This window comes from Pseudanabaena sp. PCC 7367 (assembly GCF_000317065.1).
Taxonomy (GTDB): Bacteria; Cyanobacteriota; Cyanobacteriia; order Pseudanabaenales; family Pseudanabaenaceae; genus Thalassoporum; species Thalassoporum mexicanum.
Genome location: NC_019701.1, coordinates 3,432,026 through 3,453,146, shown reverse-complemented (window position 1 = coordinate 3,453,146; position 21,121 = coordinate 3,432,026). Strand labels below are relative to the sequence as shown.

The 21,121-nt window shown below is 46.6% G+C and carries 18 protein-coding genes; 12 read left to right on the top strand and 6 right to left on the bottom strand.

Annotated elements, in window-relative coordinates; translation table 11 throughout:
- Positions 1 to 409: 409 nt before the first annotated feature.
- Positions 410 to 1,312 carry a 4-hydroxy-tetrahydrodipicolinate synthase gene (gene dapA, locus PSE7367_RS13660; RefSeq protein WP_015165951.1) on the bottom strand — a complete coding sequence of 301 codons (903 nt, stop codon included), beginning with the start codon at positions 1,310 to 1,312 and terminating at the stop codon, positions 410 to 412.
- A 324-nt stretch (positions 1,313 to 1,636) separates the two neighbouring features.
- On the bottom strand, positions 1,637 to 2,665 hold the full coding sequence (locus PSE7367_RS13655; protein ID WP_015165950.1) for an aspartate-semialdehyde dehydrogenase: 1,029 nt from the start codon (positions 2,663 to 2,665) through the stop codon (positions 1,637 to 1,639).
- Positions 2,666 to 3,058: 393 nt separating this feature from the next.
- Between PSE7367_RS13655 and PSE7367_RS22105 the strand changes: the two genes are divergently transcribed.
- Positions 3,059 to 3,199, top strand: a complete 141-nt coding sequence (locus PSE7367_RS22105) for a hypothetical protein (RefSeq protein ID WP_156800406.1) — start codon at positions 3,059 to 3,061, stop codon at positions 3,197 to 3,199.
- A 35-nt stretch (positions 3,200 to 3,234) separates the two neighbouring features.
- Here the strand turns inward: PSE7367_RS22105 and PSE7367_RS13650 are convergent, their stop codons facing one another.
- Positions 3,235 to 3,504: a DUF3143 domain-containing protein gene (locus PSE7367_RS13650; protein WP_041698487.1), complete on the bottom strand. Its 270-nt coding sequence runs from the start codon at positions 3,502 to 3,504 to the stop codon at positions 3,235 to 3,237.
- 502 nt (positions 3,505 to 4,006) lie between these two features.
- Between PSE7367_RS13650 and ppc the strand changes: the two genes are divergently transcribed.
- From ppc to bchD, 5 genes are all read left to right on the top strand, one after another.
- Complete coding sequence (gene ppc, locus PSE7367_RS13645) at positions 4,007 to 6,943, top strand: phosphoenolpyruvate carboxylase (protein WP_015165948.1); 2,937 nt, start codon at positions 4,007 to 4,009, stop codon at positions 6,941 to 6,943.
- 17 nt (positions 6,944 to 6,960) lie between these two features.
- Entirely contained in the window at positions 6,961 to 8,031 is a 1,071-nt protein-coding gene (locus PSE7367_RS13640; protein WP_015165947.1) for a Gfo/Idh/MocA family protein, read from the top strand.
- Between the two features lie 269 nt (positions 8,032 to 8,300).
- On the top strand, positions 8,301 to 9,218 hold the full coding sequence (locus tag PSE7367_RS13635; protein WP_015165946.1) for a hypothetical protein: 918 nt from the start codon (positions 8,301 to 8,303) through the stop codon (positions 9,216 to 9,218).
- Positions 9,219 to 9,293: 75 nt separating this feature from the next.
- Positions 9,294 to 10,187, top strand: coding sequence for a prohibitin family protein (locus tag PSE7367_RS13630; RefSeq protein WP_015165945.1), 894 nt, complete (start codon positions 9,294 to 9,296; stop codon positions 10,185 to 10,187).
- Positions 10,188 to 10,356: 169 nt separating this feature from the next.
- Positions 10,357 to 12,408 (top strand): magnesium chelatase ATPase subunit D, encoded by a 2,052-nt coding sequence (gene bchD / locus PSE7367_RS13625; RefSeq protein ID WP_015165944.1) that lies wholly within the window; start codon positions 10,357 to 10,359, stop codon positions 12,406 to 12,408.
- Between the two features lie 21 nt (positions 12,409 to 12,429).
- On the opposite strand, the gene pstB is transcribed toward bchD, so the two are convergent.
- From pstB to pstC, 3 genes are all read right to left on the bottom strand, one after another.
- Positions 12,430 to 13,197, bottom strand: a complete 768-nt coding sequence (pstB, locus tag PSE7367_RS13620; protein ID WP_041699770.1) for a phosphate ABC transporter ATP-binding protein PstB — start codon at positions 13,195 to 13,197, stop codon at positions 12,430 to 12,432.
- Between the two features lie 65 nt (positions 13,198 to 13,262).
- Complete coding sequence (gene pstA, locus PSE7367_RS13615; protein WP_015165942.1) at positions 13,263 to 14,222, bottom strand: phosphate ABC transporter permease PstA; 960 nt, start codon at positions 14,220 to 14,222, stop codon at positions 13,263 to 13,265.
- 195 nt (positions 14,223 to 14,417) lie between these two features.
- Positions 14,418 to 15,479, bottom strand: a complete 1,062-nt coding sequence (gene pstC / locus PSE7367_RS13610) for a phosphate ABC transporter permease subunit PstC (protein ID WP_015165941.1) — start codon at positions 15,477 to 15,479, stop codon at positions 14,418 to 14,420.
- A 419-nt stretch (positions 15,480 to 15,898) separates the two neighbouring features.
- Here pstC and PSE7367_RS13605 point away from each other — a divergent pair, with 419 nt between their 5' ends.
- The 6 genes from PSE7367_RS13605 (at position 15,899) to PSE7367_RS13580 (ending at position 21,102) form a co-directional block, all read left to right on the top strand.
- Entirely contained in the window at positions 15,899 to 16,516 is a 618-nt protein-coding gene (locus tag PSE7367_RS13605) for a methyltransferase domain-containing protein (RefSeq protein ID WP_015165940.1), read from the top strand.
- Between the two features lie 679 nt (positions 16,517 to 17,195).
- Positions 17,196 to 17,417, top strand: coding sequence for a DUF4327 family protein (locus PSE7367_RS13600; protein ID WP_015165939.1), 222 nt, complete (start codon positions 17,196 to 17,198; stop codon positions 17,415 to 17,417).
- 493 nt (positions 17,418 to 17,910) lie between these two features.
- The gene (locus PSE7367_RS13595; protein WP_225882658.1) at positions 17,911 to 18,915 is read left to right on the top strand and encodes a cyanophycinase; all 1,005 of its coding nucleotides are present in this window, start codon (positions 17,911 to 17,913) and stop codon (positions 18,913 to 18,915) included.
- Positions 18,916 to 18,945: 30 nt separating this feature from the next.
- The gene (locus PSE7367_RS13590; RefSeq protein WP_015165937.1) at positions 18,946 to 19,473 is read left to right on the top strand and encodes a phosphoribosyltransferase; all 528 of its coding nucleotides are present in this window, start codon (positions 18,946 to 18,948) and stop codon (positions 19,471 to 19,473) included.
- Between the two features lie 188 nt (positions 19,474 to 19,661).
- The gene (locus PSE7367_RS13585) at positions 19,662 to 19,922 is read left to right on the top strand and encodes a hypothetical protein (protein ID WP_015165936.1); all 261 of its coding nucleotides are present in this window, start codon (positions 19,662 to 19,664) and stop codon (positions 19,920 to 19,922) included.
- Between the two features lie 211 nt (positions 19,923 to 20,133).
- Positions 20,134 to 21,102 (top strand): CobW family GTP-binding protein, encoded by a 969-nt coding sequence (locus tag PSE7367_RS13580; RefSeq protein WP_015165935.1) that lies wholly within the window; start codon positions 20,134 to 20,136, stop codon positions 21,100 to 21,102.
- The last annotated feature ends 19 nt before the right edge of the window (positions 21,103 to 21,121 follow it).

The window sequence follows — 21,121 nt, the reverse complement described above, 5'->3', positions numbered from 1 at the left end:
TCATAGAACAGCCAACCTAAAACCTACTAGATATTCAAGCAAGAATCACTTACTAAAATTGTGATGCCTTAGTTTACTTTGCCTTTAAGCCTGACACCTAACACTAAAGGCATAATTCTTAAGTGAGAAGGAAGATTAATGCAGAAACATATCAGATTTTGGGGTGGTTTTAATCGCTTCAAGGTTATTTAAGCTCAAATGAACAATAATTTAAATTAACTACGCCCGCACTTATTAACTAAGTCTTCATAAGTCTTCATAGGTTTGCGCAAATATTTCTCAAATCCCCCCAGACAAATGCGGCAAATTGCACTCACTGATTAACTGATTAGTTGAATTTAGCAAAATCGATTAGTTAGGTGTTTATTAACTCGCACATTTAACAATCATTGAAATCTAGATTTGAGGGCTAGATCGCCGCCAGGCTGAGCTGAAGACTTTCAAGCACCGGTTTCAATTTTTCTGCTAACTCGGCGGAACCTTTGACCAGTGGCGATCGCACTTCGCCGGAATCCAAACCTAATAAATTGAGGGCTGTTTTTAATGGGATCGGATTTGTGACATAGAACAAAGCTTTGAATAGGGGCAGTAATCTTAAATGCATCTCGGTAGCTTGTTTAACCTGCCCTTGCTTGAATGCAGAAATCATCTCTTGCATTTGTTTACCCACCAGGTGAGAAGCGACACTGACCACTCCTTTTGCTCCTACTGCCAGCAAAGGTAAGGTCAGGGAGTCATCGCCAGAGTAAATCGCAAAATTTGCCGGGGTGAGGGAACGAATCTGGCCAGCGGTGTCTAAATTTCCGGTTGCATCCTTAACCGCAACTATATTATCTAGCTCGGCTAGTTGGGCGATCGTTTCGGGTTCCAGATTGCAGCTTGTCCGCCCAGGTACATTATACAAAATTATCGGTAGATCGGGGCTGGATTTAGCGATCGCCATAAAATGATTATATAAACCAGCTTGCGGCGGCTTGTTGTAGTAGGGGACTACCTGGAGTGAACCATCCAAACCAAGATGGGCGGCCTTTTGAGTTGCTTCGATCGCTTCACTAGTGGAATTTGAACCAGTACCAGCGATCACCTTTGCTCGTCCCTGGGCGGCTTGTTTGACTATTTTAAACAGTTCAAACTCTTCCTGCCAGGTTAACGTTGGCGATTCTCCAGTAGTGCCACAGACTACCAATGTATCAGTGCCATTGTTGATCAAGTAATGGGCTAGTTTTTCCACTGCGGCATAGTCCACTTCCCCAGAGCTATTAAAGGGAGTGATCATCGCGGTTAAAACTTGCCCAAAATCAATTGCACTCATAGAGATTACGACGAAGTAATTTTAAGGTGGCGAGTAGTTAGATCCAATATCTTAGACTCAATATCAATGTACAGCACTAATTATGATGCCAGGATCTTAAATGGATTAAATGGAATTAAGGAATTAACTTAAACTAATTGCATTTATCATTAACCCAACTGTGCCCAGTGCTGTAATGAAACCAGATTAAAGTTAGCACATCAACGAATAGAATACCTAACTGTAAATAATTAAGCGATCACTTAAGTGCCAAACTATGCCAAACTAATTGTCAAATAAGTGCCAAATCAGCTTTTACGCCTTAGCCAATCCTATTAGCCAATCCTAAGCGTTTACCCTAACTAAATCCTGCTCGATCAACAACTCAGCAATCTGTACGGCGTTGAGGGCTGCTCCTTTGCGGATCTGATCGCCACTCAGCCATAATTCTAGTGCATTGGGATTGGAAATATCCTGTCTGATTCTACCCACCAATACATCATCTTGGCCACTGGCATCGATCGGCATGGGGAAGTAGTTCTTGGCGAAGTCCTCTACCAGCTTGACCCCTGGGGCTTTGGCGATCGCTGCTCTGGCCGATTCGGTATCAAAGGGCTCGGCAAATTCCAGATTGATCGCCTCGGAATGAGCTCGCAAAACTGGCACCCGCACGCAGGTAGCAGTAATTTGGATCTTGGGATCGCTAAAGATCTTACGGGTTTCATTCACCATTTTCATCTCTTCGGTGCAATAGCCCTGCTCATCGAGTTCGGAGTTATGCAAAAACAGATTAAATGCCAATTGATAGGGCAAAATCTGCGGCTGGGGTGTTTCACCATCCAAAACCTGCTGAGCATTTTGCTTTAGCTCGTTCATCGCCCTGGCTCCTGCTCCACTGGCCGATTGATAGGTAGAAGCCACAATCCGCTTTACTGGCTTAATTTGATGCAATGGCCACACCGCCAGATTCATCAAAATTGTGGTGCAATTGGGGTTGGCAATAATACCTTGATGGTTCGCAGCGGCCTGGGGATTTACTTCCGGCACCACCAGCGGCACTTGCGGGTGCATCCGGAAAGCACTGGAATTATCGATCATCACTGCGCCTGCTTCAACGGCAGCGGCCGCCCATTGCTTTGAGGTACTACCGCCTGCTGATGCCAAGACAATATCCACGCCATCAAAGGAGTTGACCTGGACTTCTTCTACTTCGATCGACTGCGAACCAAAGTCAATTTGTTTGCCGGCGGAGTTGGCCGAGGCTAATAATTTAAGCTGGGCGATCGGGAAATTGCGCTCAGCGAGCAGTGCCAGCAACTCAGTGCCAACTGCCCCAGTAGCGCCCAAAATTGCTACATTTAATGGTTTACTCAATCATCCTCCTGTCACATGATCACTATATTGAAACTCTTGATTGAAACTCATGAAATTATTGAAAACAAATAAAACCAGCTAATAAAGACTTGTAGATTGCCTATGGGTTGAGATATACCAACAAAAATGATGTAGGTGATTGATCGACAAAGATGAATAATCGATCGCCTTTCTGGAGCAAGCATAGTATAGACATTAGGCATTGAGGCGTAATTTACCTGCCCTAATCCATTTAACCCTAAGCTCAGAAGACTTTACCTGGACTTAATTCGGAACTCGTAAGTCAGGCTGTCTCGTTCATGTCCTGCAGATGCAATGTGTGATCTAGTCATGGGATCAAGACTAATTCAAGTGTCTTTTGCTGAAAAGCCTTGACTACCTAACTATTTAACTATGACTACTATGCCATTAATTCAAACCAATTTGCGATCGCAATTATTTCAACCATCGCAATCTAAGAGACATAATCATATGGCTTGCGGCCAGGTTCAGTCAAGCAGCGATCGGGTGATGCATACTGGTCATACATACTAATGTTGACTAGTGGTAACTAGTTGTAACTCAAGGGGCTATGGCCCAGTAAAAATTGCATCCTCAATATCATGACGGCTGAGGGAATAGGGAAAAGCTCGCATCACATCTTTGCCCGCACTGGCATTGATATAACGTACCTGCACCTCTTCCACATCCAAATAAATATCCGCTTCCCATTCAGGCCGCTTGACATACCAGCGACTAGGACTGTCTTGAGCCTGGGTACAACCTTGCGATCGCAGCCAATATTCAACTACGGGCAGAGGGTGGTTATATAACGGAGTGGTAGCAGGAGGCATGGGCATGGCAATAATTGGCAATAATAAAGAATCTAAAGTTTCAAAAATCCTTGATCTCTAAGATAATCCCTTTTCTAGGTTATATGGCCAGGAAAGCCGAACCACTAGAATCTATCCAAATAAATTTAGGCTTGGATCAAAGCTCCATAAATCTCCATAAATAAGGTTAAATAATATTTGTGGTAAATAATCTATGATCAATCAATAAGATTGGATTTGCGCAGTTGAGTCTGCTACCGCCGCCTTGCAGTCACCGCAGTAGTAGGGAATTAGAGGTTTAATCAACTAGAGAAAGTATCTGCATAGCTGCCAATGGCTATAAATCTTAAGGTAATAGAGTAATAAATTTAACTTAAGTTAGTATTTAGTTTGCCTAAGCTAGTTAGACTACGCCCTTGCCCTTGATCGCTATATACCTACAAATATACCTAGATATACCTAGATACCTAGCAATCGACATATATAAATCAGCCAAGGTCATTCTGCCACCGAAAATTGGAGAAATTTAATGAGTTCACCGACTTTTTCACTTTCAGAGTCATTGATCCAAATTGTCAACCAAGAAACTGACCTGCGCTTGAGTGATTCACGCTTGCGTTACCGGATCAAGATAATCGAAGAGTTATGGCAGTCGGTTTTGGTGCAAGAATGTGGCCAGGGAATGGTAGATTTGCTCCTTCAGCTTCGATCGATGTGTTCGCCGGAAGGCCAAGCGCCCCAATATCCAGCCCAAGAAGTATTAAAGGTAGTTGAAAGCCTCAGCCTGGAGGAATCGATCACAGCAGCCAGGGCATTTGCGATTTATTTTCAGTTAATTAATATTATTGAGCAGCAATACGAACAAGAAGAACAACAGCAAGCGCAAATCGATCGGATTAAGGGCGAGTCTAAGTTCCTGGATGGCACTTTTCGGTGGCTGTTCCCAGAACTAAAGCGCCAGAATGTACCGCCTCGTTTTATTCAAGATTTAATCGATAAGCTGGATATTCGGCTTGTATTCACCGCCCACCCCACCGAAATTGTGCGGCATACGATTCGGGATAAGCAACGTCAGATCGCGGTGATGCTCAAAGAACTCGATCGCCTCACCGATGGCACCTATAGCGATGATATTGACTATGGTCAGATGATGCCCCTCAGTTGGGAGGCGGAAAACCTACGCGAGCAGATCGCCGATGAGATCAGGCTGTGGTGGCACACCGATGAGTTAAATCAATCTAAGCCCACCGTCATTGATGAAGCCGACTACACCCTGCATTATTTTGATGAGGTGCTCTACGATGCGATCCCAGACCTGTATGAACGGGTCGAGAAAGCCCTAACTGAAACTTTTCCTCACCTCAATCCACCTAAATATAATTTCTGCAAGTTTGGCTCTTGGGTGGGCTCCGATCGGGACGGCAATCCTTCGGTCAAGCCTGATATTACCTGGCGTACCGCTTGCTATCAAAGGGGATTAGTAATTGAGAAATATATTAGCTCCGTCAATGGATTGGTGCGTTTGTTATCGGTGTCGCAAAATCTGATAGATATTTCTACCGATTTGCTAACCTCGCTGGGGCAGGATCAAACCCATATGCCCGAAGTATATAACCAGTTTGCGGTGCGCTATCGCCAAGAGCCCTATCGCCTGAAACTGCAATATATTCTCAAGCGGCTCAGAAATACGCGCGATCGCAACGATCGACTTAACGAAATTGGCTGGCAGGCCGCCGATCAGGTCATGCCGATCAAGCCCACCGATCATTCTGTTTATAGCGGTGCCAAAGATTTTGAGACAGAATTGCGGCTGGTTGCCAATAGTCTTAAGGGCTCTGGCCTCCATTGCAAGGCACTGCAAACCCTGATCAGGCAGGTAGAAGTATATGGCTTCCATCTGGCTAATCTGGATATTCGTCAGGAAAGCCGCAAACATAGCGGTGCGATCACCGAGATCACCTCCAGCTTAAAAATTCTGGATACGCCCTACGATCAGCTATCTGAGTCTGAGAAAGTAAATTGGCTTACCAAAGAACTGCAAACCCTACGGCCATTAATTCCAGCGGATCTGCATTTTGGTGACTTTACCAATGAGATCATTGAAACTTTTCGGATGTTGGCGAAACTGCAACAGGAATTTTCGATCGAGATTTGCAACACCTACATCATCAGCATGAGCGAGAGTGTGAGTGATGTATTAGAAGTGCTGCTTCTGGCCAAAGAAGCGGGTTTATATAATCCTGCTACTGGTACTGGCTCGGTTTCAGTGGTGCCCCTATTTGAAACGGTCGAAGATTTGCAAGGAGCCAAACGAATCATGCAGGAATTGTTCGACCTGCGGCTCTATCGCAATTACCTCAACCACCATGAGCATCGCCAGGAAGTAATGCTGGGCTATTCTGATAGCAACAAGGATTCGGGCTTCCTGAGTAGCAATTGGGAAATTTATAAGGCTCAATTATCATTGCAAAAATTGGCCGAGCAATATGGCATCTGGCTGTGCATTTTCCATGGTCGTGGTGGATCGGTTGGTCGTGGTGGTGGCCCAACCTATCAGGCAATTCTGGCTCAACCGGGGCGCAGCATCAAAGGCGCAATTAAAATCACCGAGCAAGGCGAAGTGCTGGCCTCTAAATATTCTTTATTGGAAATTGCCCTGCATAACTTAGAAACCGTTGCCACAGGCGTGATTCAGGCCGCACTATTGCCCAGTAGCTCTGACACCCTGGGTAGTTGGCTGCAAACCCTTGAAGATTTGGCCACCCGATCGCGGCAGGTATATCGGGAACTGATCCACGAGAATCCTAATCTGGTGGACTTTTTCCATGAGGTAACGCCGATCGAAGAAATCAGCCATTTACAAATCAGCTCTCGTCCAGCGCGGCGATCGGCTGGTAAAAAGGATCTATCCAGCCTGCGGGCGATCCCCTGGGTATTTAGCTGGACCCAAAGCCGCTTTTTGTTGCCATCCTGGTATGGGGTGGGCACTGCGATCGATGAGTTTTTACAACAGCATCCAGAGCACCTCACCTTGATGCAGTTTTTCTACGAAAAGTGGCCTTTCTTTAGAACCACCATCTCCAAGGTGGAAATGACCCTGGCCAAGTCAGACCTGCAGATCGCCAGACATTATGTGCGCGAGTTGGCTCCAGCGGCCAAACAAGAGTTATATATGCAATTGTTTGAGCAGATTGCCAATGAATATTACCGTACCTGTAAGATAATATTGCAAATAACCGGGCATCATCAGCTTCTAGATGGCGATCCTAGCCTGCAACGCTCTGTGCAGTTGCGTAACGGCTCGATTGTACCGCTTGGCTTTATTCAGGCTGCCCTAATTAAACGGTTGCGCCAGTATAATTCCGATCCAATCAATCTGCGATCGCGTTATTCTAGAACTGAACTGCTGCGCGGCGCACTACTGACCATTAATGGTATTGCCGCCGGAATGCGAAATACAGGCTAGAAAGATGTGTGAGGGATATGAATCCGTATCGTAGTCAGCCAAAACCTATCCGTATGGGTGTAATTGGTGTGGGAAACATGGGACAACACCACGCCAGGGTTTTGAGTTTGCTCAAGGATGTAGAGTTGATTGGCGTTGCTGATCTCAGTGTCGATCGTGGTCTGGATACTGCCAGTAAGCATCGGGTGTTATTTTTTGAAGACTATCATGAGCTGTTGCCGCTAGTTGACGCGGTCTGTATCGCGGTGCCTACGCGGTTACATTATGATGTGGGCGTAACCTGTCTCAAGGCGGGTGTGCATGTTTTAATCGAAAAACCGATCGCCGCCACGATCGCTGAAGCTGAATCATTGGTTAATACTGCCGCTGAATGCGATCGCATTTTACAAGTTGGGCACATTGAACGGTTTAATCCAGCCTTCCTGGAATTGGCCAAGGTGCTAAAACATGAAGACATTCTGGCCGTGGAAGCCCACCGGATGAGTCCCTATTCCCACCGCGCCAATGATGTATCGGTGGTGTTTGACTTGATGATCCACGACATTGATTTGCTGCTGGAGCTGGTTCCGGAGCAGGTGGTGCGGCTGAGTGCCCACGGTAATCAGGTGTCTGATTCTGGCTATTTGGACTATGTCACCACCACGATCGGCTTTGACAATGGCGTGATCGCCACACTTACCGCCAGCAAAATCACCCATCGCAAACAAAGGCGGATTGTGGCCCATTGTAAAAATTCCCTGACGGAGTCAGATTTCTTGAGTCATGAGATTTTGATCCATCGCCAGACCACCGCCAACTATATGACCGACTATGGCCAGGTGCTCTACCGTCAGGATGGCTTGATCGAAAAGGTTTATACCACCAACATTGAACCGCTCCATGCCGAGCTAGAACATTTTGTCAGTTGTGTGCGTGGTGGTCAACAGCCTTCGGTCGGTGGTTTTCAAGCCTTGCAAACATTACGCCTGGCCAGCTTGATCGAACAAACTGCCCTCGATGGGAAATCGCAAAGCTGCGATCTGAATGTGCGGGAAGTGGTCGCGGCCGGAAGCAGCAAAAATTCCAGCGTGGTAGTAGAGGATTGGTAGTTAATTGTTAGTTAATTGTTAGTTAATTGTTGGTTGATCACGGAGTGAGTTAAAAGATAAACAAAACTAATCCCATTGATATGAATTTACGATCGATGGGTGGTTGGGCATATCAAAATATATCAAACTCGCTTCATCTCTTGTCCAGTAAGGATTACCTCCTTTCTGCCTGGATTTATATAGCTAAACCCAGCCCCGATCGCAAAAAGTTATCGCCCTGTGGTCAGGATAACCAAGTAAGATAGACATACATAAAAGATGCGTTAGTCATGTCACCTTCAAAATCAACTCAAGCTGCTAAGTCGGATCAAGCATCTGCCACCGCTTCAACCGGCGATCGCCTAGTACCTGAAACAGCTACGCCAATCCCCCAGAGCATGAGCGATAGTAGCCACAAAAATAAAAATGGACATAATGCCAGCCCTGTGGCAGCGATACCAACTGTGTCGATCGATCTTAAAGATAAACAAGCTGAGCTAACCATGCCAGAGCCTGATCCGGCCAGCCAACAAGCTGTACCGACTGAGCCATTAGAGCCATTAGCACAATCAACACAATCAACGCGAAAAGAACCCAGTCGTAAAAACAAAACCAAGCGCCGTAGCCCCACTAAGGCAGAATTAGAAGTGATGCTGACCGAGATTCAAACTGCCATGACCCAGGTAAAAGCTAAGCATGAGCAGCAAGAGCAACAGCTCACCGCTCAAGTCGATGATCTACAAGTGCAACTGGATCGCAAGCAACAGAGCGAAACCGATCGCCAAACCCAGGTTAATAAACTGCAAGCACAGCTACAGGAATATAAAGACTACGTTGAGAAAATTAAAACCTATCTGGAGCAAGCCTCTAAGCTCAAAGAAGAGCTCGATCGGGTCAGGCAAGAAAATATCCAGTTGGCTGAGACAAATCAAAAGTTGACTACTGAATTGGCCAACCAAAAAAATAGCAATCCTAGTCCTAGACAGGCACAGGCAGCATCACCAAGGCCAAAACCTGCCAATCGAGCCTCAAGATCTTCGATGATCGTGCGGCGATCGCCCACCCCAAAAAGACTGAATTCATCGAGCCAAGGACAACCTAAAGCCACCCCCACCCACACGATCGAAAGAGAAATTCTCAATCGGCCGATCATGCCAAATCGCACTCCCCCCAAGATCAATGATGCCAACATTGGCTGGGTCGATTAGATTGAGTAAGCTCTAAATTCAAATAAGCTAGATCGCCATTTATTCTGGTTAATAACATCAATAAGGAGCCAAGGTATGGGAGCAATTATTAGCCTGCTGGTCACCCTGATTTGTGTTTTCACTTTTTTTAGTGCCCACAAGCTCAAGGATTCCCGCGCTATTTTTATTGTCCAGGCTCTGTCGCTACTAGTTGGCGTATTATCTGTGATCGTCCAGCTCCTCAGGACAATTACAGTGGTGCCAGTGGGGAATGTGGGGGTGGAAGAATTTCAGGGGCGGGTTTCCACAAAAGTTCTAGAACCCGGTTTTTATGTAATCAATCCCCTGGCGGATGTGATTAATTTCTCGACCCGGCTGAAGGATATCACCGAAACGATCGAAGCTACTTCCCAAGAGGGCTTGGCCTTTAATATTGATGTGAGTATTCAATATCAACTGGAACCGAGCAAAGTGGTTGAGGTATACGAAAGGATTGGCACCGATGAGAGCCAGATTGTGATCCCTCGGATTCGATCGACCGTGCGCGAAATTACCTCTGGTTATCCGATCGAAGCGATTTATTCCGAGAAACGCTTGGAAGTGGGTAATAAGATTCGTACTCGCCTGCGGGAGCAAATTGAGCCATTGGGCTTTGATGTGGAAGAAGTATTGCTGCGGGAAGTGGTGCTACCAGAAACAATGCAGGCGGCGATCCAACAGAAATTAAAGGCGGAGCAAGAGAGCAAACAAATGGTGTTTGTGCTGGAGCGGGAAGAACAAGAAGCGGAGCGCAAACGCATTGAATCGAAGGGGATCGCTGACTCCCAAACGATCCTGGCGGAGGGCTTGACGGCGGAGATTTTGCAACTGAAGTCGATCGAAGCGACTGAAAAATTGGCCGAATCGCCTAATTCTAAGGTGATTATTCTGGGGGGTGGTAATGGTGATTTGCCGGTGCTTTTGCAAATGGATCCTACTGCCAGTCAATAAAAGCCTAGTAAGTAGAAAGTGGGCAGGCTTTCATTCATAGTAATTAATTGCAGACTGTAATTCATGTAGATTGATTAGATCACCAAGTCTGACTTAGTTTGATTTGGCTCTCAGGTGGCCAGGTGGGTTATTCTAGATAAGCACCTCTAACGACTGATTTGCTTAAGCGATGACCACCACTGAGCTAAACTCACCCTCAGCACCATTAGTTTTCCCCCTTGCCGCTGTTGTGGGGCAGGAGGCGATCAAAACTGCTTTGCTCTTGGCCGCGATCGATCCGGGGTTGGGCGGTGTGGCGATCGCCGGAAGGCGTGGTACCGCTAAGTCAGTTTTGGCCAGGGGCGTACATGCCCTGTTGCCACCGATCGAAGTAGCAGTGGGTTCAATTAGCAATTGCGATCCCGATCAGCCAGAGATCTGGGATGATGCCTTGCTCAAGCAGCTTAATGCCCATAACTCGACCAGTGAAAGCAATGGCAGTGGTAGCTTGCCAAGCATAGAGAGAAGAGTAATCCCCGCCCCATTTGTACAAATCCCCCTCAGCATTACCGAGGATCGGCTGCTGGGTTCAGTGGATGTGAGCAAATCGGTGCAGCAGGGTCAAACAGTATTTCAACCTGGCTTGCTGGCCGAAGCCCATCGCGGCGTGTTGTACATTGACGAGATTAATCTCCTTGATCCGCAGATCACTAACCTGCTCCTGGCGGTGCTATCCAATGGCTATAACCAGATCGAGCGGGAGGGAATTAGTTTTCAGCATCCCTGTCAACCGTTGCTGATTGCCACCTACAACCCAGAAGAGGGCAACCTTAGCGATCATCTCCTCGATCGCATTGCGATCACCCTGTCCGCTGATTCAGTCTTGGGACTAGACGATCGGGTCGAAGCCGTAAATCTGGCGATCGGCTATGCTAATTCACCCGCTAATTTTTTAGCCCAATATAGCGAGAATATTGAGAACCTGCGCACTCAGATTATTTTGGCCAGGGAATGGCTTAAGGATGTGACTGCCAAGCCAGATCAGGTGCGCTATCTGGTGGCGGAAGCCCTGCGCGGTGGGGTGCAGGGACATCGAGCCGAATTATTTGCGCTGCGGGTAGCCAAAGCCCATGCTGCCCTTGATAGTCGCACCGAATTAAATGCAGATGATCTGCGGATCGCGGTGGAGTTGGTAATTGTGCCGCGATCGACCGTGCTCCAGCCCCCTGATGCGCCGCCGCCGCCACCGCCGCCAGATAACTCGGAGCAGCAGCAATCACCGGACGACGAGGATAAGGAAGATGATCCAGAGGATGAGCCGGAAGAAACCCAGGAGCCACCCAGTATCCCAGAGGAATTTGTATTTGATCCAGAAGGCGTGATCCTTGATCCATCGGTGATGTATTTTGCCCAGATGATGCGGAAGCAGGGGCGATCGGGATCGCGGAATTTAATTTACTCCCAGGAGCGGGGTCGCTATATCAAGCCAGTGCTGCCCCAGGGCAAGGGCGATCGGATTGCGGTTGATGCCACGCTGCGAGCTTGTGCGCCATTCCAAAAGGCCAGACGACTGCGTAACCCCAAGCGCAAGGTAATTGTGGAAAGTTATGATATGCGATCGAAGTTGATGGCCAGGAAAGCCGGCGCTTTGATTGTGTTTGTGGTGGATGCCTCTGGTTCAATGGCGTTGAATCGGATGCAATCGGCTAAGGGCTCTGTGCTGCGATTACTCACCGAAGCCTATCAAAGCCGCGATCAGGTGTCATTAATTCCATTTCGCGGTGAACAGGCCGACGTATTGTTACCGCCAACCCGATCGATCGAGGCGGCTCGAAAACGCTTAGATCAGTTGCCCTGTGGCGGTGGATCGCCTTTGGCGCATGGTCTAACCCAGGCGGTGCGAGTTGGCATCAATGCGCAGCAATCCGGTGACGTGGGTCAGGTGATGATCGTGGCGATCACCGATGGGCGGGGTAATATTTCCCTGGCGCGATCGCTGGGTGAAACGATCGATCCAGAACATAAACCCAACATCAAGGAAGAACTACTGGATATTGCTAAAAAAATTCGCGGTTTGGGGTTGTCGTTGCTGGTGATCGATACCGAGAACAAGTTTGTCTCCACTGGGTTTGCGAAGGAATTAGCCAATGCGGCAATGGGGACTTATTATCACCTGCCCAAAGCCACCGATGAGGCGATCACCAATGTGACCCGCAATGCGATCGGTGATCTGCGCCGCTAAATAATCACAAAACAAACAAATTTAACCAAACCGTCCAGTCACATAATCCCTGGTTTCCTTTTGCTGGGGATCGCTAAATAGATTTCCCGTGGTGGCAAATTCAACTACTCGCCCAATCCGGCTCTCATCGGTATTGAAAAAAGCAGTATAGTCAGATACCCGCGAAGCCTGTTGCATATTGTGGGTAACAATCACGATCGTCAACTGGCCACGTAGGCTATGGATCAACTCCTCGATCTTCATCGTGGAAATTGGATCAAGCGCCGAGCATGGCTCATCCATCAGCAACACCTTTGGATTCACCGCCAACGCCCTGGCAATACATAGCCGCTGCTGCTGGCCACCGGATAGACCTAGCGCCGATTTTTTGAGATCGTCTTTTACCTCATCCCACAACACCGCCGATCGCAATGAATGCTCGACAATCTGGTCTAGTTCTGCCTTGCGCTTGCCGCCAAACACCCGCACCCCATAGGCCGCATTGTCATAAATACTACTGGGGAAAGGATTAGGGCGTTGGAACACCATGCCGATCTGCCGCCTTAGGCGATTTAAATTCACCGTTTTGGCATAGATATCCTGACCAAAAAATTTGATCCTGCCTGTAACCTTGACCTTACCCTCAAGTTCACCAATTCGATTGATCGCCTTCAAAAAAGTAGACTTACCACAACCAGATGGGCCGATCATAGCCGTGACCTGATTGGGCAAAATTTCCATATCAACTGCCTCTAGCACTTTCTTTTTGCCATAGTAGAAGCTGACATCACTGGCCGCGATCGCCGGCATATGCTTAGTGGCTGTGGCAGAATTTTTAACTTCGATCATTTCTTCAGACGGCATGGCTGGTTTATTTAACTCCTGGTGCGTTTACGGGTAATCAGGCGCGCGAGAATATTGATGACTAATACTAATGCTACTAAGACAACGGCAGCAGTCCAAGCTAGCTGGTTTTCTTCCTTGAACGAAGAGGTAGAAAATTCATAGATGTAAACCGACAAAGAAGGATTGGGATTGTTGTTGAACCAATCTGGGGGACTGCTCCAATCGGCCCAAAACTGACTGGATAGGGCAGTGAAAATTAAGGGTGCGGTTTCACCGGCAGCACGCGCCACCGCTAGCAAAATCCCCGTGGTGATCGCTGGTAGGGCATTGGGGATCACAATCCGAAAAATAGTTTGAAATCTTCCCGCACCTAAGCCAGCCGAGCCCAGGCGATAGGAATTGGGAACTAGTTTAAGCGCCTCAGTAGTGGTCAATGCCACGATCGGCAGCATGATTACGCCTAGCGCCACGCCACCAGCCAGGGCAGAAAATCCAGCGATCGTAAAACCAAATAGGCTGATCGAGCCGCGCACAATGATCCGATAGGCAAATACGCCAGCAATAATCGAAGGGATACTACTTAGTACCACAGTGGTAAAGCGGATAAATTCGCCTAACCTGGAACCACGGCCAAATTCTGCCAGGAATACGCCAGTTAGTATACCGATCGGCACGCTAATAATTGCCGCGATCGCCACCATCACCATCGTGCCAACGATCGCATTGATGAACCCGGTGGGATCGCCAGTGCCCACGGGAGCGGGAGTGTGCACAAAAATATCCCAGTTTAGTCCCGCTGCTCCCCGTCGCAAAATTTCAAATAATAGCGATGCCAGGGGAATCACGGCCAGGATGGAGAATAAAAAAGCGATCGTGGTGTTGACATAGCTAAACGCGGTGCGCTGCCAGGACAAAGGGCGATCTAAACAATCATCAGTAAGATCTAAATCGGTGATATTTTCCTGGTTGGGAAACTGGCTGGCAGTCATAATTTCTGATCGATATTTTTGATTGAGGGGTATTAGTTTTGCAACGGTTTGGGGCTAAGCAAATGGAAATACTTTAGACAATTAGACAACGAGAACAAACTTACTGAATTTATATCTGTTGCATTTAGATGACTTAGAGGCCAACGCAATTAGAATTTGATAACGATCCGGCTTAACTTCGATCGCTGTGAATCTCTAATCCCCATCCCCTACACCAGTGGCCACCAGCTTAACTACAAAAGTGGCGATTAAATTCACCACCAGCGTCACCACAAACAAAACCAGTGCCAAATACATCAAAGCACCCACATGGGCATCATCGAGGGCTTCCGCAAACTCGTTGGCCAATACCGCTGGAATTGTATAGCCAGGTGACAGCAGCGATTCGGTAATTTGGGCAGTGTTACCAATCACCATTGTCACCGCCATGGTTTCGCCCAGTGCCCGACCCAATGCCAGAATCGAAGCACCCACAATTCCTGACGCACTGGTTGGTAATATTACACGCCAGATTGTTTCCCAGCGAGTTGCCCCCAATGACATCGAAGCACTGCGCAGGGTTTTGGGGATCGCCCGTAAAACTTCACGGCTGACGGCGGCCACCGTGGGCAGAATCATAATTGTAAGAATAATTCCTGCCACCAGAAGCGATCGCCCCGCCGGTTCGTAGCAATCTTGAACCATTGCACCTGTTTCATCGGGGTAGCTAAAGCAATCGCCCTTAAAGAAAGGAATCCAGCTTAAGTGATTAAACAGCCACACCTGAAAAGGCAACAATGCTGGAATCATTACAAAAATGCCCCATAAACCCACAATCACACTGGGGATCGCCGCGATCAACTCAACCGCAAAACCAATTGGCGACCTTACCCATTCTGGTAAAAAATCCTCACTGGTCACGATCGCCACCGAAACACCCAGCGGCACTGCAAACAAGAGTGCCAAAGCAGAGGTAACCAGGGTGCCATAGATAAATGGCAGAGCCCCAAATTGTAATTCTGGGACATTCCATTCTCGGCTCCACAGGAAACCCAGGCCAAATTTAGCGATCGCGGGCTGTGCCCCTTCATAAACTACCGCAGTGATATAAACCAGTACGGCGACAGACAGAAAAGCAAAGAACCAGACCAGACCAGTAAATCCCTGATCCAGCCAGACTCGCTCACCGCGATTGCTGCTCAAATTTGCGATCGGGCTATTTTCGGCTTCAAGCACAGGCTCAATTGGTGATGATGGTGGAAAAGGAGGCTCAGACATAGAAAAGCTAAATTTGGGAATGAATGGTTGAACCCGGCATAGTCATGACAAGTTTAAAATTGTTTGCGTTTGTTGTGTCTTAGCAGCATCATTCTATTGATTTACGCAACGCCAATAACTACGGATTGTGCGATCGCGTTTAACCTCTAACCATTTCGCCAGATATCAGTTAAACATGAAAGCCTGAGAAAGAGCTTAAAAAAGAGAGCTAAGCTTCAATTAATCATCGGTGGTGCTGAACAAGTAAGGATTTAGGAGATAGTTAAATATCCACATCGACTTAAGAGTCATTTGCTAAAACTCCTTACTTCTATACCACTACCAATTAACCCTAGTGGAGGTACATAATCACAAAGTGGTTCAATTACTGTTACTGTTGCCAGAGCGCAAAACAATAACTTGAACAACAGGATCAGAGCATGTCAGAAATACTCGATTGGCAGTCCTGGGAAAATCGCTACCAAGTCGGGACTACAGGTTGGGATATGGGGCAGCCTGCACCACCACTAGTCAGTTTGCTTGAGCATGATTCGAGCCTGGAACCCGGCAGGGCAGTGGTTTTAGGTTGTGGCAATGGCCATGATGCCCTTTTATTTGCGCAGCATGGATTTACGGTAACAGGGTTGGATTTTGCCCCCAGCGCGATCGACTTTGCCCAGCAGCAAGCAAAGCAGTTGGGGCTTGAAGCTGATTTCTTGCAACGGGATATTTTTAACCTGGAACCAGAACTAATGGGGCAGTTTGACTATGTGATTGAACATACTTTTTTTTGTGCGATCGCGCCTAGCCAGAGGTCAGACTATGTCAAGGCAGTACGATCGCTACTTAAACCCCAAGGCAAGCTAATTGGTTTATTCTGGCTCCACGATCGCCCTGGTGGACCTCCCTATGGCGGTTCGATCGCTGAGCTAAGTCAACTTATGGCCAGTAGTTTTGAGCAGCTTTCCTTCACCCCGGCAGCTAACTCAATCCCCAAGAGGGCTGGAGATGAGTATATTGGCATATTCCAGGCCAAGCATTTTGATGAACCTGCCTAACCCCTGCATATTGCCGATGTATTAATATTTCTAATCTCCCAGCTATGCAACTATTTTAAGAAAAGATTAAATCCATTCAAGCAAGATTAAGCAAAATAATTTGGTTTCACGTTTTCTGGCAAGAAGTTGCAAATCGCTAGAACCTATAGCTATGCTTATTCATACCTTGCTCCGATCGCAACACAGTGCTAAACAAACGTTGGATCAGCCGCTAAATTTAGTATTTACCGCAATTGTTAAAATCGTTCAGCTTTTAGACTTATATCTTTAATCGCTCAAACACCTTCATAGCCTTAGCTGTAGCGATTGCAACAACGGCGGCGATTAATAGCCAGAGTGCCATAACCAAACCAGTCGATCGACTAATGGCTTGAATGAGCCACTCCCCCAAATAGGGGCAATGTATCTCTAGCTAAGGGTTAGGCAGGATTGTATTTAAGCAACGTAAAGTAGCAGGAAAGCTTAGAAGCGCTTGTATTAATAGCAGTTTGGTAATTACCTTGAGATAGCTTTTGCTTATCTAAGACATTACATATTGTTTACTCTTAGCCTGCCAGCAATCGATTGTTAATAATTGTGATTACTTATGTATCTGCAGAAAACAGGATTTGTTTTGTATCATTAGTAACATAACTTTGGTTTTTCGAAATTGAGCCATAAATAAGGGAATTATTTATATATGCTTCAGTCAGCACAATATTCTATCGGGGCTATTCGTGATGAGGCTCGTCAATTGATTGATGGTGGAAAGCTAAATCGCCATCAACCGATCCATGCGCTGTGCAAATTTTTCTCCGATCGGGAATGGAATTGCATTGAACATGAACTGGAAATTAATCAGTTTTTACTCCGCGATCGCCTGTGCGAACTTCTCAGCCATGAAGACTGGGCTAATGATTAGCAGCAGCTTTTAACGGTTGATCAACTATTAAGTATTTTTAAGCTATCCCAATAAATTAACAGTGAGTCTGAGCTTTTGGTTTAGAAATAACTACCAGCTTTAGCTAGGGATTCAGTCGATTCTTTTATTCATTGGCTAGCTAGCCTTAGTATTCTTAGTATTAAGCACTCCGTGGGGGCTTTTATTAGTTGGCAATCTAATTGTTTAGAATCTTCTATTTAATTGATTCTTAAGCCTAGATTGTTCTAGCTATTTGAACATGATCTGACTAAAAATTATCTGATCAATCACCGCGATACATTTGCTGTTAGGTGGATAGCGATTTATGTAATTGCGATCGCGCTAAGTTATCGCATGTGCGAAGAAGCGATAACATGCTGTTTAGCAAACTAGTTGAGCCAGATTGCATGAAACAGTATTAAGTAGTAATGATTTGACTTTGTCAAAGTTAAGCCTAGAGTGGTTTAATAGAAATCCTAAGCGACTAGGCAGCATGGAAGCTAATTTTATGGAGGCGAAAAATATCTTGGGGGGCAATACAGAAGGACACCTGAGACCAAACCTATCGCAAATTGAGCGGCTTAAACAATTTGCCCGTCAATCTGCTAGTATGCTGAACTTAGATCGTTTGGATCGAGAATTGGATCAAAAACTAGATCGGGAAATAGCGTCGGAAACAGGCATGTCTCAACCCACAAAAGCTGCAGTAATTGTTATTGGCGGCGGAGAGGACAAAGTTCAGGATCGGAAAATACTCAGGGCTTTTGTAGAAAGCTCAGGCGGTACGTCTGCTCGGATTGGGATTATTCCCTCGGCATCGCGCGAGCCAGACATCATCGGGCGTATATATAGCGATATATTCAGGGACTTGGGTGCTGAGTTTGTCGATGTTTTTGATATCCGCGATCGCCGCGATCGTTACCAGGATGATCCCGGCAGATTGCTGGATGACTTTACCGGGGTGTTCATGACCGGTGGCGATCAGCTACGCCTCTGTGCCATTATTGGCGATACCCCATTTGCGCTTGCGATGCGGGAACGGGTGCATCAAAAGCGGCTTGTTTTAGCAGGCACAAGTGCTGGCGCGGCAGCAATGGGGCATCATATGATTTCCGGTGGCAGTAGTGGCGAAACGCCCCACAAAGAAATTGTGAATATGGCCACTGGTTTGGGCATTTTGCCAGAAATTATTGTCGATCAGCATTTCCACAATCGCAATCGTATGTGTCGATTGATGACGGCGATCTCTTCCCATCCGGAGATGTTGGGTGTGGGCATTGATGAAGATACTGCTGCTGTATTTGAGCATGATAATTTAATCAAGGTCGTAGGCCGAGGCGCGGTGACGATCATTGACCCGGTGGAAATGTCCTATAGTAATCAACTCTGGGTTAGCAATACAGCGCCACTGACGGTGCATAATTTGCGCATACATATCCTGGCGGCGGGTGCTGAGTACAATTTGATTAAGCGAGTACCGATCAGCCCATCGGTTTAGGTTTAATAACATAGTTGTCAACCACACCCCATGACAGAAGAAATACGTGTCTCCTGGTCGGAATATCATCAAAAAATTGAGTTATTAGCCGCGATCGTATATCGCTCCGGTTGGCACTTTGACCAAATTCTCTGTCTGGCCAGGGGTGGTCTCAGGGCTGGGGACATTTTCTCGCGGATCTATGAAAAACCATTGGCGATCCTATCTGCTTCTTCCTATGGTGGTGATGGAGGACGAAGTCGCCACCAACTGACGATCGCCCAGAGCATTAGCATGACGACGGCCAGCCTGGGAGCAAATATTCTTTTGGTAGATGACCTGGCTGATTCTGGGATTACGCTGCAAGAAACAGTAGCATGGCTGGAAAATAGCGATCGCTATGTGGTCAATGAAGTTAAAACCGCTGTGGTTTGGTATAAGGCACAATCGATTTTTAAACCGGATTTTTATGTGGATTATCTGCCCGATAGCCCCTGGGTGCGTCAACCATTTGAGGTTTACGATCGTATGACCCTAGCGGAGCTAGATCAACAGGTTCCTAAGGTACGATCGCGGTAGCTAGTAGAGAAAAACCTGTTACTCTCAAATTAGAGGCTGGTGCAAAATTGAGATAATTTAGTGATGAGATTAAGAATGAACCAAGTTAAGTTTCCATTTACTGAAAATTCTTAATCCTATTCCACGGCCAAATTACTATGTGTTTGGGCATAGTTGAGCTAACTAATTGACTGCACTTTTCAATTGCCATGAATCTATTTTCATCAGCCAGTGAAAAACCGGATCTAGACAAGATCAATCAGATCAAAACCTGGACTTATGCGCATTTACAACTCACCCGCGAAACACCAATCTCAGTTAGTCAGCTCCGTTGCAGTGAACCGGGTTGTCCGCCATTGGAAACTGTGATCGCAGTGATGACAAATCCTGTCCAGAAGTTCAAGATTCATAAGTCAGTGGCAGCGATCGAAGCGATCGATATTACTCAAAATCTTTCCCCGGCTGATTAACTTTATTGGTTGTATAGCTGTTTAGCTAGCGAATTTGATATCTTTTGATACTTAGATATCTAGGGCAGCATGTCATACCAATTTAAGTAAACACCTGCAATCAATATTTTGGTATCGTCATATACCAGATGGTCATACCACAATCAACTATACAGAGAGATTGAAGCAGACTTAATAAAGCAAAAATCCACAAGCAAAGGCGGTAAAAGCAATGGCGATCGCAACAACAAAAGCAGTACCCGTGACAGTGTTAACCGGCTACCTGGGTGCAGGTAAAACCACCCTACTCAATCGCATCCTCACCCATGAGCATGGCAAAAAAGTAGCGGTGATCATGAATGAGTTTGGCGAGGTGGGCATTGATAATCAGTTGGTGATCGATGCCGATGAAGAAATTTTTGAGATGAATAATGGTTGCATTTGTTGCACCGTGCGCGGCGATCTCATCAGGATTATTGGTAATTTAATGCAGCGACGCGACCAATTCGACCATCTGGTGATTGAAACCACTGGTTTAGCTGATCCGGCTCCGGTGATTCAAACCTTCTTTGTGGATGAAGAAATCAAAGCCCAACTCGATCTTGATGCGGTAGTCACCGTAGTAGACACCAAGCATATCTGGGATCATTGGGATAGTGACGAAGCCCAGGAGCAGATCGCGTTTGCGGATGTAATTTTACTCAACAAAACTGATTTAGTCTCGGCAGCGCAATTAGCCGAGCTAGAGCAAAAAATTCGGGAAATGAATGCCCTGGTAAAGCTATTTCATACCAAGCAATGTGATGTGAGTATGGATGCGATCCTGGGTGTAAAAGCCTTTGACCTGGAACGAGCCTTGGAGATCGATCCGCAATTTCTGGGTGAAGATGCCCATGAGCACGATGAATCGGTGTTTTCCTTTGCGATCGCCGAACCCGGTGAATTGGACTTAAATAAGCTCAATGCCTGGATCAGTGAGCTATTACAAAAACAAGGGCCAAATATTTTCCGGATGAAGGGGATTTTAAATATTGCTGGTGAAGATCGCAGGTTTGTGTTTCAAGGCGTGCATATGATTTTTGAAGGCGCACCCGATCGCCAGTGGAAACCAACCGAAACCCGCAAAAATGAACTGGTTTTCATTGGCCGAGATTTGCAGGAAGAAAAGCTCAGAGCAGACTTTAAGGCTTGTTTAGTCTAGGGATAGTTTTAGGTGTGGT